The 12,330-nt window shown below is 75.2% G+C and carries 15 protein-coding genes; 6 read left to right on the forward strand and 9 right to left on the reverse strand.

All coding sequences use genetic code 11. From position 1 onward, the window contains the following. Positions 1 to 17 precede the first annotated feature (17 nt). The 3 genes from ABD665_RS06750 (at position 18) to ABD665_RS06760 (ending at position 2,088) form a co-directional block, all read left to right on the forward strand. Positions 18 to 692, forward strand: a complete 675-nt coding sequence (locus ABD665_RS06750) for a histidine phosphatase family protein (protein WP_204911660.1) — start codon at positions 18 to 20, stop codon at positions 690 to 692. 83 nt (positions 693 to 775) lie between these two features. Beyond that, on the forward strand, positions 776 to 1,555 hold the full coding sequence (locus ABD665_RS06755; RefSeq protein ID WP_204911659.1) for an isocitrate lyase/phosphoenolpyruvate mutase family protein: 780 nt from the start codon (positions 776 to 778) through the stop codon (positions 1,553 to 1,555). Between the two features lie 170 nt (positions 1,556 to 1,725). Further along, positions 1,726 to 2,088, forward strand: a complete 363-nt coding sequence (locus ABD665_RS06760; RefSeq protein WP_204911658.1) for a hypothetical protein — start codon at positions 1,726 to 1,728, stop codon at positions 2,086 to 2,088. Positions 2,089 to 2,107: 19 nt separating this feature from the next. Here ABD665_RS06760 and ABD665_RS06765 read toward each other — a convergent pair whose 3' ends face one another. After that, positions 2,108 to 3,028, reverse strand: a complete 921-nt coding sequence (locus tag ABD665_RS06765) for an oxidoreductase (RefSeq protein WP_204911657.1) — start codon at positions 3,026 to 3,028, stop codon at positions 2,108 to 2,110. Between the two features lie 123 nt (positions 3,029 to 3,151). On the opposite strand from ABD665_RS06765, the gene ABD665_RS06770 reads away from it, so the two are divergent. Beyond that, complete coding sequence (locus ABD665_RS06770) at positions 3,152 to 3,595, forward strand: winged helix-turn-helix transcriptional regulator (RefSeq protein ID WP_204911656.1); 444 nt, start codon at positions 3,152 to 3,154, stop codon at positions 3,593 to 3,595. A 93-nt stretch (positions 3,596 to 3,688) separates the two neighbouring features. Here the strand turns inward: ABD665_RS06770 and ABD665_RS06775 are convergent, their stop codons facing one another. Genes ABD665_RS06775 through ABD665_RS06800 form a run of 6 tightly spaced genes read right to left on the reverse strand, consistent with a single transcriptional unit; the run spans position 3,689 to position 8,715 of the window. Continuing rightward, entirely contained in the window at positions 3,689 to 4,066 is a 378-nt protein-coding gene (locus tag ABD665_RS06775; RefSeq protein WP_204911655.1) for a VOC family protein, read from the reverse strand. A gap of 12 nt (positions 4,067 to 4,078) precedes the next feature. Continuing rightward, on the reverse strand, positions 4,079 to 4,801 hold the full coding sequence (locus tag ABD665_RS06780; protein WP_204911654.1) for a GNAT family N-acetyltransferase: 723 nt from the start codon (positions 4,799 to 4,801) through the stop codon (positions 4,079 to 4,081). Positions 4,802 to 4,810: 9 nt separating this feature from the next. After that, complete coding sequence (locus ABD665_RS06785; RefSeq protein ID WP_344741561.1) at positions 4,811 to 5,392, reverse strand: AAA family ATPase; 582 nt, start codon at positions 5,390 to 5,392, stop codon at positions 4,811 to 4,813. Positions 5,393 to 5,427: 35 nt separating this feature from the next. Beyond that, positions 5,428 to 6,756 carry an MFS transporter gene (locus ABD665_RS06790; RefSeq protein ID WP_204911653.1) on the reverse strand — a complete coding sequence of 443 codons (1,329 nt, stop codon included), beginning with the start codon at positions 6,754 to 6,756 and terminating at the stop codon, positions 5,428 to 5,430. Between the two features lie 43 nt (positions 6,757 to 6,799). Further along, the gene (locus ABD665_RS06795) at positions 6,800 to 7,456 is read right to left on the reverse strand and encodes a response regulator (protein ID WP_204911652.1); all 657 of its coding nucleotides are present in this window, start codon (positions 7,454 to 7,456) and stop codon (positions 6,800 to 6,802) included. Then, positions 7,444 to 8,715 (reverse strand): sensor domain-containing protein, encoded by a 1,272-nt coding sequence (locus ABD665_RS06800; RefSeq protein ID WP_204911651.1) that lies wholly within the window; start codon positions 8,713 to 8,715, stop codon positions 7,444 to 7,446. The genes ABD665_RS06795 and ABD665_RS06800 overlap by 13 nt, the downstream gene beginning before the upstream one ends. Positions 8,716 to 8,873: 158 nt before the next feature. Here ABD665_RS06800 and ABD665_RS06805 point away from each other — a divergent pair, with 158 nt between their 5' ends. Next, the gene (locus tag ABD665_RS06805) at positions 8,874 to 9,827 is read left to right on the forward strand and encodes a CPBP family glutamic-type intramembrane protease (RefSeq protein ID WP_204911650.1); all 954 of its coding nucleotides are present in this window, start codon (positions 8,874 to 8,876) and stop codon (positions 9,825 to 9,827) included. A gap of 20 nt (positions 9,828 to 9,847) precedes the next feature. Here the strand turns inward: ABD665_RS06805 and ABD665_RS06810 are convergent, their stop codons facing one another. Together ABD665_RS06810 and ABD665_RS06815 are read right to left on the reverse strand one after the other, a co-directional pair. After that, positions 9,848 to 10,528, reverse strand: a complete 681-nt coding sequence (locus ABD665_RS06810) for a response regulator (RefSeq protein ID WP_344741565.1) — start codon at positions 10,526 to 10,528, stop codon at positions 9,848 to 9,850. After that, on the reverse strand, positions 10,525 to 11,775 hold the full coding sequence (locus ABD665_RS06815; RefSeq protein WP_204911649.1) for a histidine kinase: 1,251 nt from the start codon (positions 11,773 to 11,775) through the stop codon (positions 10,525 to 10,527). Before ABD665_RS06815 ends, ABD665_RS06810 begins: the two co-directional genes overlap by 4 nt. Before the next feature lie 161 nt (positions 11,776 to 11,936). Here ABD665_RS06815 and ABD665_RS06820 point away from each other — a divergent pair, with 161 nt between their 5' ends. Continuing rightward, complete coding sequence (locus ABD665_RS06820; RefSeq protein WP_204911648.1) at positions 11,937 to 12,278, forward strand: SHOCT domain-containing protein; 342 nt, start codon at positions 11,937 to 11,939, stop codon at positions 12,276 to 12,278. Positions 12,279 to 12,330 lie beyond the last annotated feature (52 nt).

Genomic DNA, 12,330 nt, shown 5'->3' on the forward strand with positions numbered 1-12,330 from the left:
ACCGAAGGGAGCGGCCCGTGCGGCTGCTGCTGATCCGCCACGGGCAGACGCCCGCGAACGTCCGGGGCGCGCTCGACACCGCGTTCCCCGGCCTCGGGCTGACCGACCTGGGCCAGGCCCAGGCGGCCGCCGTGCCCGCCGCGCTGGCCGACGAGCAGGTGGTCGCCGTGTACGCGAGCCCGCTCGTCCGCACCCAGCTGACCGCGGCCCCGCTGGCCGCCGCGCGCGGGGTGACCGCCGAGGTGCGGCCCGGGTTGGAGGAGGTCTCGGCCGGTGCGCTCGAGATGCGCGAGGACCCGGAGGGCATCCAGGGCTACGTCGACGCGCTCGCCGCCTGGATGGCCGGCGACCTCGACCACGCGATGCCGGGCGGGCCCGACGGGCACGCCTTCTGGCGCCGCTACGACGACGCGATCGCCGCCCTGGCCGAGCGGCACCCCGGCGAGACGGTGGCCGTGTTCAGCCACGGCGCGGCGATCCGCGTCTGGAGCGCGCTGGCCGCGCACCTGTCCGTGGAGCGCGCGGCGGAGCTCAGCATCGCCAACACCGGGATGGCCACGCTCGAGGGCGACCGGGAGTCGGGGTGGCACCTCGAGCGCTGGCACGCGGACCCCCTGGGCGGGCACGACCTGCTCGACGTGGCCGCGCAGGACGTGACCGGCGAGAGCGCGGAGGAGGCGACCGGCTCCTGAGCCTCGGGACGGCCGGGGGCGTACGGCGGACCCGTACGGCCGGGGCGGGGAATGCCGGCCCCGTCGGGGAGGTTGGCCCCGCCGTGACCGACCTCGCCGCCCGCGCGCGCACCCTGCTGGACCTCCACACCTCCCCGGACGTCCTCGTCCTGGCCAACGTCTGGGACGTCGTGTCCGCGACGACCGTGGCGGCGACCCCCGGGGTCGCCGCCCTCGCCACCGCCAGCCACTCGATCGCGGCGACGTTCGGCTACCCGGACGGGGAGAACATCCCGCTCGACCTGCACCTCGACATGGTCGCCCGCATCGTGGCCGCCGTGGACCTGCCGGTGAGCATGGACCTCGAGGCCGGCTACGGCGACGCCGGCGCGACCGCGCGCCGCGCCATCGAGGCGGGCGTCGTCGGCGGCAACCTCGAGGACCAGATGAAGCCGCTGGACGAGGCCGTCGCCGCCGTCGAGGCGGTCCTGGCGGCCGGTCGCGAGGCCGGCATCGACTTCGTGCTCAACGCGCGGACCGACGCCGTCGTCCGGGCCGGCGACACCCCGCGGGCGCAGGTGCTCGACGAGGTCGTCCGGCGTGGTCGGGCCTTCCTCGCCGCCGGCGCCCCCGTCGTCTTCGTGCCGGGGCTGGTGGACCGCGAGGAGATCCGTACGGTGGCCGCCGCCTTCGGGCCGCAGCGCCTGACCGTGATCAGCGTTCCCGGCGTCTCGCTGCCGACCCGCGAGCTGCAGGAGCTCGGCGTCGCCCGCGTCTCGACGGGCCCCTTCACCCAGCGCGTCGCCCTCACCGCGCTCCAGGACGCCGCCGCCGCGGTCGTCGGGGGCGGCACCCTGCCGGCCGGGACCCGCGCCCTGAACTGAGCCCGGACCGGGGGCGCCCGCGGGTCCCGTCGGGCGCCCTCCAAAAGGTGGCGGAGGGGCGCGCCGACGCGCGTGGACAACGGCCGCGCTGCGGTGCGATGGTTGCGCCAGCCGTGGCCCAGGTCGATGCCTTCCCCTCTGCGGCTCCGACGAAACGCACGAGGAGAACCATGACCGGCCGCACCGACGGGCACGACGCCCCCCAGACCCACGACTCCGTCCAGGTCAGCCGCGACGGCCAGGTCGTGGCCTCCGCCGACATCTCGACCACCCCGGAGCCGGCGGACCCCGCCAAGGTCGCCCTCAGCGCCCGCCGCGGCGTCACCCCGCCCGGCGCCCGCGGCGAGCTCGTGGACCAGGTGCTCGAGCACCCGGACGTGGCCGCCGGCGACAGCGTCCACGTGGTCGTGCCGCTGGGCGACACCGAGTCGATCAGCCGGCTGAACGAGCGCACGACCAACGTGAACGCGCGCGCCGCGGGCGCGTCCTCGGTCATCGACGCCGACGTCGTGCACCCCACGACGAAGGACTGACCCCGAGGGTCGGCGGGGCTCAGGCCCCGGCCGGCCCCGGCCGACCGATCCGGTCCAGCGCGACCAGGTCCTCGTCGGTGAGCCGGAGCGCCGCACCGGCCACGTTCTCGTGCAGGTGCGCGACCGACGAGGTGCCCGGGATCAGCAGCACGTTCGGCGAGCGCTGCAGCAGCCAGGCCAGGGCCACCGCCATCGGGGTCGTCCCGTGGTCGACGGCGACCGCCGCCAGCGCCTCGGACTGGAGCGGGCTGAAGCCGCCGAGCGGGAAGAACGGCACGTAGGCGATCCCGTCCGCGGCGAGCGCGTCGACCAGCGCGTCGTCGTCGCGGTGCGCGAGGTTGTAGAGGTTCTGGACGCAGACGACCGGCCCGATCGACCGGGCCTCCGCCACCTGGTCGGGCGTCGCGTTGCTGACGCCGAGGTACCGGACCAGCCCCTCCTCCTGCAGCTCGACGAGGGTCGTGAACGCCTCGGCGAGCGAGCCCGGCTGCGGGCCCGCGGCGTCGCCCAGCCGCAGGTTGACGAGGTCGAGGACGTCCAGCCCGAGGGTGTCGAGGTTCTTCTGCACCGCGCGCCGCAGCTCGTCGGGGCGACGCGCCGGCGGCCAGCCGCCCTGGGCGTCCCGGGTCGACCCCACCTTCGTCACGACGTGCAGCCCCTCCGGGTAGGGGTGCAGCGCCTCGCGGACCAGCTCGTTCGTGATCCGTGGCCCGTACGCCACGCTGGTGTCGACGTGGGTGATGCCGAGGTCGGCCGCCGCGCGCAGGACGGCGAGCGCCCCGTCGTGGTCGGCGGGCGGACCCATCACCCACGGCCCGGCGAGCTGCATGGCGCCGTAGCCGAAGCGGGTGACCTCGAGGTCCCCCATCGTCCAGGTGCCGCCCGGGAGCGCGCCCGCGACGGGGACGGGGGTCGTGGTGGTGCCGGGTGTGGTGGTCATGGGCTGCCTCTCGTGGCGGGCCGCGCGGTGGTCCCGGACGGCTCCTCGAACTCCATGGTGGGAAGTACCATCCGATTCGGAAGTACGCACCTGAAGGTGCGTAGGGCACCTGGGAGGACGACCATGGCGACGACGACCGCGGCGCAGCAGCGCGAGCAGGCCCGGGTGGAGTACGACGCGTTCCTCGCGGCCTGCCCCAGCCGCCAGCTCCTCGACCGGGTGTCCGACAAGTGGGTCACCCTCGTCCTGTCGGCGCTGGGCACCGACGGCACGAACGCCCCGGGCGAGCGCTGTGGCGGTGAGCCCCGGGTGATGCGCTACTCCGAGCTGGCCCGCCAGCTCGGGGGGGTGAGCCAGAAGATGCTCACCCAGACCCTGCGCTCGCTCGAGCGCGACGGCCTCGTGACCCGGACCGTGGTCGCCAGCGTGCCGGTCACCGTCTCCTACGAGCTCACGGCGCTCGGGTTGTCCCTGCACGAGACCATGCGCGCGGTGAAGGACTGGGCCGAGGACCACATGGACCAGGTGCTCGCCGAGCGCGCGACGTACGACGCCCGGGTCGCCTGAGCGGCGTCCCGCCGGTTTTTCGACCCTCGTCGCCCGATACGCCTCCGAGAAGCCGGTCCGCCGCGACGGGTGCCGGGAAACCGGCGGACGAGCTCAGACCGCGTCGACGCCGGCGGGCTGCCAGAGCTGGACGGGGTTGCCCTCCGGGTCGTGCAGGTCGGCGAAGGTGCCGTTCGGGTAGGTCTCCGGGTCGACGACAACCTCCACCCCGGCTGCGCGGAGCTGCGCGACCATCGCCCCGAGGTCCGCGACGCGGAAGTTGACCGCCCACGGGTGGCCGGGCCCGCCCACGTGCGGGGCGTCGGCGGGCATCGGCGTGAACACGGTCGGGCCGGCCTGCTGCCACCACGAGGTGTCCCCGTACGACGCGGGCGCCGGGTCGACGCCGAGGTGGGTGGCGTACCAGCGGGCGAGGCCCTCGGGGTCCGCCGCCCGGAAGAACACATCGCCCAGGCCGGTGACCCGCTCCACGACCGCTCCCTCTCAGGCCAGGTCCGCGGCGGTGGTGAGCGCCACCGTCGTCTGCGTCCCGACCGTCTCGAAGCCGAGGCGGCGGGCGAGGGCGAGCGCGGCCACGTTCTCCGGCCGGCACCGCCACTGGGGGACGAGGCCGGAGTCGAGCGCGTCGTTCGTCGCCATCGCCCCGGCGAGCGTGCCCAGGCCGCTGCGGCGCACGGCCGGCGGGACCAGCACGCCGAGGTGGGCGAGGATCCCCTCCCACTCGTCGTAGCCGGAACCGGCGTCCGGGGCCTCGCGGTCGTCCAACAGCACGAACCGGTCGGAGCGCGCGCTGAGCCCGACCTCGGTCACGTCGTCCGGCGGGCACTGCCGCTCGAGGTCGTGGGCGGACTGCGGGTCGTCGGCGACCACGACCGTCTCCAGGGCGTCGTGCTCGAGGTAGACGTCCGTGAACCCCAGCACCGCCTCCCCGACCAGCCGCCCGCGGGCCCGGCCGCCGGGGGTCGGGGCCGTCAGCGCCAGCAGGCCCGAGCCCGACGCCAGCACGCTGTCGTCCACGCCGTCGGCCCGGTCGAGCAGCCAGTCCGGCCCGACCAGCACCCGGTGCTCCCACAGGCTCACGAACATGGCCACCGCGTCGTCGACCCGCGTCACCCGCCACGACGTGCCCGGCTCGAGGGCGTCGTCGGGCAGCCCCAGCCGCCGTGCCCACGCCAGCTCGACGATCGCGCGCGTCCCCGTCTCCACCCCGCGAGCCTAGGAGGCAGTCGCCGCGTTCGGCGAGGTGTCCCCCGGCGCGACCGTGTCGTCGACCAGGGCCTCGGCCAGTCGACCGTGGACGACGGCCGCGGTCGTCGACGGGTCCTGGTCCGAGGTGTCCAGCCAGAGCCCGATCCTGGGCGTGGCCGATCGCAGGTCCGCCACGAAGTCCTCGGGGCGCCAGGCCGGCCCGTAGCCCGTCTTCGGCCGCGCCGCCTCGCGCTCGGCGACGACGGCCGGGTCGGGGTCGAGCACGACCACGTACCGCGGCCGGGTGCGGATCATGGCGACGACGTCCGCGAGGACGGGACCGACGACGACGTCCTGCACCACCGCGGTGAAGCCCGCGTCCGCGTACGCGTCGGCCGCCGCCGTGGCGATCCGGTAGCGGAGCAGGAGCTGGGCGTACGCCTCGGGCGGCATCTCCGGGGACGGCTCGACCGCGCCGGAGACGACGAACCGGCGGAACACGTCGCCGCGCACGTGCACCGACCGGTCGAACCGTTCGGCGAGCAGCTGGGCCACCGTCGACTTGCCGGCGGCCATCACCCCGGTCACGAGGATCACCGCGCCACCCACGGCACGATCGTGCCGCTCCGGCGCCGCCCTGTCGATCACCCCGCGGCCGGGACGAGCGGCGCGCGGCTCGTCTCGTGCAGCCCGCGGCCAGTGGTCTCGGGCGCCATCACGTGGGAGACGACGGCACCGGCGACGCACACGCCCGCCGCGATCAGCATGCACGCGCCCGTGCCCAGCGTCGTGATGCCGACGGGGAGCAGGAAGGTCCCGACCGCGGCGGCCACCCGGCTGCACGCGGCGGCGATGCCGACCCCGGTGCTGCGGACCTCCGTCGGCAGCATCTCGATCGGGTAGACCGCGGTGAGGTTGGCCTGGAGCGCGTTGCAGAAGGAGAAGACCGCGAAGAGGGCCACGACGACCAGGCCCGGGGCGCCTCCCCACAGGCCGATGGCGGTGAGCGCGGCGGCCATCACCCAGAAGGTCGGGATGAGCTGCACCCGCCGCCCGACCCGCTCGATGGTCAGCATCCCGACCAGGGCGCCGAGGGCGGCGACGGCGTTCAGGGTGATGGTCCCGGCGGCCGGGTTCGCCAGCCGCAGGGACTCCAGGACGGTCGGGGCGAAGGTGAAGATCGCGAAGTACGGCGCGACGTTGCACCCCCAGAACACGCAGATGAAGGCGAGGCGCCGGCGGTTGCCCCTGCGGAGCAGCGCCTTCAGCCCGCCCTGCTCCTCCCCCTCGGCCCCGAAGTCCTCCCGGGCGAAGTAGCCCGCGCCGAGCCGGGAGTCCACGATGCGCTCGGCCTCGTCGGCGCGCCCGCGGCTGATCAGCCAGCGCGGCGACTCCGGCAGCCCGCGGCGCAGCAGCATCGTCACGAGGGCGGGGACGGCGCTGGTGACGAGGACCCAGCGCCAGGACAGGCCGACGGCGTCGAGCAGCACGTACGAGACGACGACCGCGAGCAGGTAGCCCACGTACCAGCTGACCAGCAGCCCGGACAGGCGCCGGCCCCTGCCCTTGGCCGGGGCGAACTCGGCCAGCATCGCGGCACCGATGGCGTACTCGGCGCCGATCGTCATGCCCAGCAGCACCCGGACGACGAACAGCTGCCAGGGTTCGGTGACCACGCCCTGCAGCGCGCCGAGCACGACGAACAGCAGCAGGTCGACGCTGAACATCAGCCGGCGGCCGTAGCGGTCGGTCAGGAAGCCGGCCAGCGGGCCACCGACGAAGATGCCGATCAGGGAGGACGCGCCGATCAGGCCGGCCTCGACCGGGCCGGCGCCCAGCGCGGTGGCGATGAAGGGCAGCGTCACGCTGACCACGCCGAGGTCGTAGCCGTCGACCCCCTCGCCCCACGCGCAGGCCAGGGTCAGTCGTCGGAGGAAGCCCGGCTTCGGCTCGGTCGTGGTCGCGGCGCTCACCAGACCGACATACCCGGGACCGCCGAGCCCGAAAACGCGGGGCTCAGCGGCCGGGAGGCTCGTGCAGGTAGCGCAGGACGGCCACGACCCGGCGGTCGGCCTGGTCGTCGGGGGCCAGGTCGAGCTTGGCGAAGATGCTTCGGATGTGCTTGTGGACCGCCCCGTCGGTGATGACGAGCGTGCGGCCGATGGCCGTGTTCCCGAGGCCCTCGGCCATCAGGGCGAGGACCTCGAGCTCGCGCGGGCTGAGCCGGGACAGGGCGCTGCGGGCCGTCCGGCGGGTGAGCAGCTGCTCGACGACCTCGGGGTCGATGGCCGTCCCGCCGTCCGCGATCCGGCGCAGCGCGACGAGGAACGCCTCGACCCGGCCGACCCGCTCCTTGAGCAGGTAGCCGAGCCCGGCCGCGCCGGTGGCGAGCAGGTCAGTGGCAAAGCTCTGCTCCACGTACGCCGACAGCACCAGCACCGCGAGCCCCGGCTGGCGTCGCCGGGCCTCGACCGCGGCGACGATGCCCTCGTCGGTGTGCGTGGGCGGCATCCGGACGTCGACGATGGCGACGTCGGGGTCGTGCTCCTCCACGGCGGCGAGCAGCGACGTCGCGTCCTCGGCGGTGGCGACGACCTCGATCCCCTCGGCGCGCAGCAGCAGGCTGAGCCCCTCCCGCAGCAGCGGGTCGTCCTCCGCGATCACGACCCGCACGGCAGCCGCACCTCCAGGACCGTCGGTCCGAAGGCCGGGCTGTCCAGGCGGAAGGTGCCGTCGTGCGCCTCCACCCGCCGCCGGATGCCGGCCAGCCCGGAGCCGCGACGCTCGTCGGCACCCCCGTGGCCGTCGTCGGCCACCCGGAGCAGGAGCTCGCCCGCCTCCGTACGGAGGTCGACCCGGACGAGCGCCGCGCCGCTGTGCCGGGTGTTCGTCACGGCCTCGGCCACGGCGAAGTAGGCGGTCGCCTCGACCGAGGCCGCGCACCGCTCCCGGAGGTCGACCTCGACGACGCACGGCACTGGCGCGCCCGCCGCGAGCCCGTCGACCGCCTCGGCGAGGCCGCGGTCCAGGACCGGCGGCAGGATGCTGCGGACGACGCCGCGGAGCTCGGCGAGCGCCTGCTCGGTCGCCGCCTGGGCCTTCTCGAGCAGCGCGTCCGCGGCCGCCGGGTCCCGGACCACCGCGCGACGGGCGGCGCCGATGAGCACGTTGGCCGCGACGAGCCGGTTCTGGGAACCGTCGTGGAGCGAGCGCTCGATGCGCCGGAGCTCGGCGGCGTGCGCGTCGAGCGCGGCGGCGCGCGTGCTGACGAGCTCGGCGACGCGCCGGGACAGGTCACCCCCGAGCGGAGCGAGCAGCGCGACGCCCGGCCAGCCCTGCAGGCGGGCGACCAGGGGCCCGAGGACCACGAACGCGACGGCGAAGACGAGGCCGAGGAGCGCGACGAGCAGGGCGTCGCCGAGCCCGTCGACGCGGGCGAAGACGACGCTCGGCGCGTGGTCGACCAGGCGGTACCAGAGCGGGAACGTCACGTCCTGCACGACCCACAGCGGCATCGTCAGCCCGAGCAGGCCGACGGCCACGCCGAACGTCGCGTGCAGCACGAGCCAGCCGAGCTCCCGGCGGACCACGGGGTCCTGGGCGGCCAGGCGGGCCGTGGCCGGCGCCGCACCGGCGGGCGGGAGCGGCCAGTCCGGGCGCGAGAGGCGGGCCCGCTCGCGGTCGGCGACGGCCCGCAGCAGCCGGAGCGTGACCGGCACGGCGAGCAGCCCGACCCCGACGAGGCAGAGGGCGGCGACCGCGAGGACGACGACCAGGACGAGCAGCGCGAGCACGCCGGTGGCCAGCCCCGCCAGGATCTGCTCCAGCGCGTCGACCGCCGCCCGTAGCCGTACGCCCCAGCCGGCGGACGCCACGACGGGACCGCCGCGATCCGCGGACCGCGGCAGCACACCCGCCCGGTGACCCTGCACGTCGCCGACCCTAGGCCAGCACGAGCGCCGGACCGGCCGTCCGGGCCGAAGAGTAGAGCCTGCTGCACCACGGTTCGGGCAGCCAGCGGGATCGTGCGGCGGGCCCCGGATTTCTAGCGTTGACGGAGTCCGATCCCTTCACCACCAGGAGCGCTCCGATGCCCTCGGAACCCTTGATCAACCACCTCTCCTCCCCAGCGGAGCCCCGCGTGACGACGCTCGTCCGTCGCCACCCGACCGCCGCCTTCTTCCTGCTCGCCTTCGGTCTCAGCTGGCTGGCCTGGGCGCCGTACGTGCTCGGCGGGACCGGGCTGGGGGTGCTGGGGTTCAGCGTGCCCGGCGGCCAGCTGCTGGGCGTGCTTCCCGGCGCGTTCCTCGGACCGCTGACGGCCGCGTTCGTCGTGACCGCGCTCGTCGACGGCCGCGCCGGCCTGCGGCACTGGGGAGCCCGGCTCGTGCGGTTCCGGGTCGGCTGGCGCTGGTACGTCGGCGTCCTGGTCGGCGTGCCGACCATCCTGGTCGCGACGACGATGCTGCTGCCCGCCTCGTGGGGCCACGTCGCGAACCCCGGCCTGAGCCTGCTCGCCCTCTACCTGCCGATGCTCGTGCTGCAGTTCTTCACCACCGCGATGGCGGAGGAGCCGGGCTGGCGCGACTTCGCCCTCCCCCGCCTGCAGGAGCGCTTCGGCGCCGTCCGCGGCACCGTGCTGCTCGGCACCCTCTGGGGCTGCTGGCACCTGCCGCTCTTCATGACCGACTGGGGCGGCTGGCCGGACGTCTCGCCGTGGGCGCCGATCGAGTTCGTGGCGGCCTGCGTCCCGCTCAGCCTCGTCATGACCTGGGTCTTCAACCGCACCGGCCAGAGCCTGCCGATCGTGATGATGCTGCACGCCGGCATCAACAGCACCTACAGCTCGGTGTGGACCACGATCTTCCCCACCCTGGACGTGATGCGCGACCCGCTGCACGTGCAGCTGGTCGCCACGAGCGTGATCGCCCTGGTGCTGATCATCGTCACCCGCGGGAAGCTCGGGCTCTCCACGACGTCCTTGATCGACACCGCCGGGCCCGTGCACGAGGAACGTCCGCTGGTCACGACCCCGACGCGTTGATCACGGTCCTAAGACCATGATCAGCGGACCAGCCCCGACTGGTAGGCGATCACCACGAGCTGGGCGCGGTCCCGCGCGCCCAGCTTGGTCATCACCCGGCTGACGTGCGTACGGGCGGTCGCCGGGCTGACCACGAGCCGGGCGCCGATCTCGTGGTTGCTCAGGCCCTCGCCGATCAGGGCGAGCACCTCGCGCTCCCGCTCGGTGAGGTCGCCGAGACGGTCGCGACCGCCACGGTTCACGGGGCCCCGCGCCGTGAACGACGCGATCACCCGCCGCGTCACCGACGGCGACAGCAGGGACTCCCCCGCCGCGACCAGCCGGATCGCCCGCAGCATGTCGGCCGGTTCCGAGTCCTTGATCAGGAAGCCGGCGGCACCCGCCTGCAGCGCGTCGAACACGTGCTCGTCGGTCTCGAACGTGGTCAGCACGATCACCCGCACGCCCGCGAGCGCGGGGTCGGCGACCACGGCCCGCAGCGCGGCGATCCCGTCCAGCCGGGGCATCCGGATGTCCATCAGCACGACGTCGGGGCGCACCCGCCGGACGACCTCCAGGCCGGCGCGGCCGTCCTCGCCCTCGCCCACCAGCTCCAGGTCGTCCTCGGAGTTGATCAACGTGCGCAGACCCATCCGGACCAGCGGCTGGTCGTCCACGACGACGACGCGGATGCGGCCGGCTGCGGCCGTCGACTCGCTCACGTCGGCATAACCTGCGCGGCGGCCACGACCGGCAGCTCGGCGTGGAGGACGAGCCCGCCGCCGGCGCCCGGCCCCACGTCCACGCGTCCGCCGAGGGACGCCGCCCGCTCCCGCATGCCGCGGATGCCGTTGCCCTCCTCGAGCCGCGGCGCGCCCGGACCGTCGTCGGCGACCTCGACGACCAGCGCGTCCGGTCGGCGCAGGACCCGGACCGTCGCCCGGGCCTCGCCCGCGTGCCGCACCACGTTGGTGAGCGCCTCCTGCACGATCCGGAACGCCGCCTGGTCCACCGCCGCCGGCAGCTCGCCCAGGTCCTCGGGCGTGCGGACGACGTCGATCCGTCGACCGGCCGCCCGCAGGGCCCCGACGAGGTCGTCCAGCCGGTCGAGCCCGGCCGTCGGCGCCCGCGGCTCGCCGGCCGGCTCCCGGAACATGCCCAGCGTGGTCCGCAGCTCGGCCAGGGCGTCGCGGCTCGAGCGGCGGATCGCCTCCAGGGAGGCGCTCACCTCGGGCGAGACCGGCTCGCCCGCGGCCCGCTGCTTGTCGAGCACGTGCAGCGCGACGCCGGCCTGCATCGTCACGACCGAAAGGCTGTGGCCGACGACGTCGTGGACCTCGCGGGCGATCCGCAGCCGCTCCTCGTACGCCGTCCGGCGCCGGTCCTCCTCGCGCTCGCGGTGCACGGCCTCGCGCCGCCCGCGGCGCAGCAGCGCGACGAGGACGGGCAGCACGGCGAAGGCGACGGCCATCACGAGCTCGGCGTAGAGGAGCGGGTCCAGCGCGCCGAGGTAGGTCTCGCCGACGTGCGCGGCGAGCACCACCGGCACGAGCAGGCCGAGCAGGCCCACCCAGCGGCGCAGCGGAAGCGTCACGGCCATCGGGTAGACGGTGAGCGCCAGCGCGACCAGCACCGGGCCGAAGAAGCTCGTGACGCCGAAGAAGCCGCCGACGCCGACCGCGCAGGCCACGAACGCGGCCCGCGGCCAGCGCCAGCGCAGCGCGACCCCGGCCGCCAGCAGCAGGAGGAACGGCACCGCGAGCCAGGACACGTCGCTGACCCAGAGGACCTCGTCGCCGCGCCGCCCGGGCCCCCCGCCGCCACCCGGGCCCCCGTAGCGCGGACCCCCGTACGGGGCGCGGCCGGTCTCGCGGTCCTGCCAGACCACGTGCGCCCCGACCCAGGCGAACCACGCGACCAGCAGCCCGAGAGCGGCGTTCAGCAGTAGCACCCGGCGCGATCGGGTCACGTCGCTCCTCCTCGGGTGCGTCAGGCCTGGACGTCGAACCTAGCGCCGCGACGCCCGGCCCACATCCGTCCCGGCGCGTAGCCGGCGTACGTCAGGAGGCGTACGCGAGGTGTCGCCTGCCGCCCGATGTGCGGGAGGCCCGACCGGGACATCGTTGAGGCATGCCACCACACGGACCCGGCGGGCCCGGACTCGACGCCGCCGCCCAGCACGCCCAGTGGGCCGCCCACGGCGGACCCTTCTTCCCGTTCCTCGGAGGTCTCATGTTCCTGCTCTTCCTGCTGCTGGTCGCCGGCACGCTGCTCTACCTGCGCAAGACCGGTCAGCTCGGCGCCCCGCCCTGGGCCCGCCGGGTCAGCCCGGAGCACGAGGCCCGGGAGATCCTGGCCACCCGCTTCGCGAGCGGCGACATCTCCAGCGACGAGTTCCTCGAGCGCGCCAGCGTCCTGAACTGGACGCCCGGGGTCGAGCCGCTGCCGGTCCCCCGCGGCCGCAAGCGCTGACCCTGCCGCCGTCGCGACGAGCGTCCCGCGGCGTCCGTCGGTAGGGTCGACG

Source organism: Microlunatus spumicola (assembly GCF_039536445.1).
Lineage (GTDB): Bacteria > Actinomycetota > Actinomycetes > Propionibacteriales > Propionibacteriaceae > Microlunatus > Microlunatus spumicola.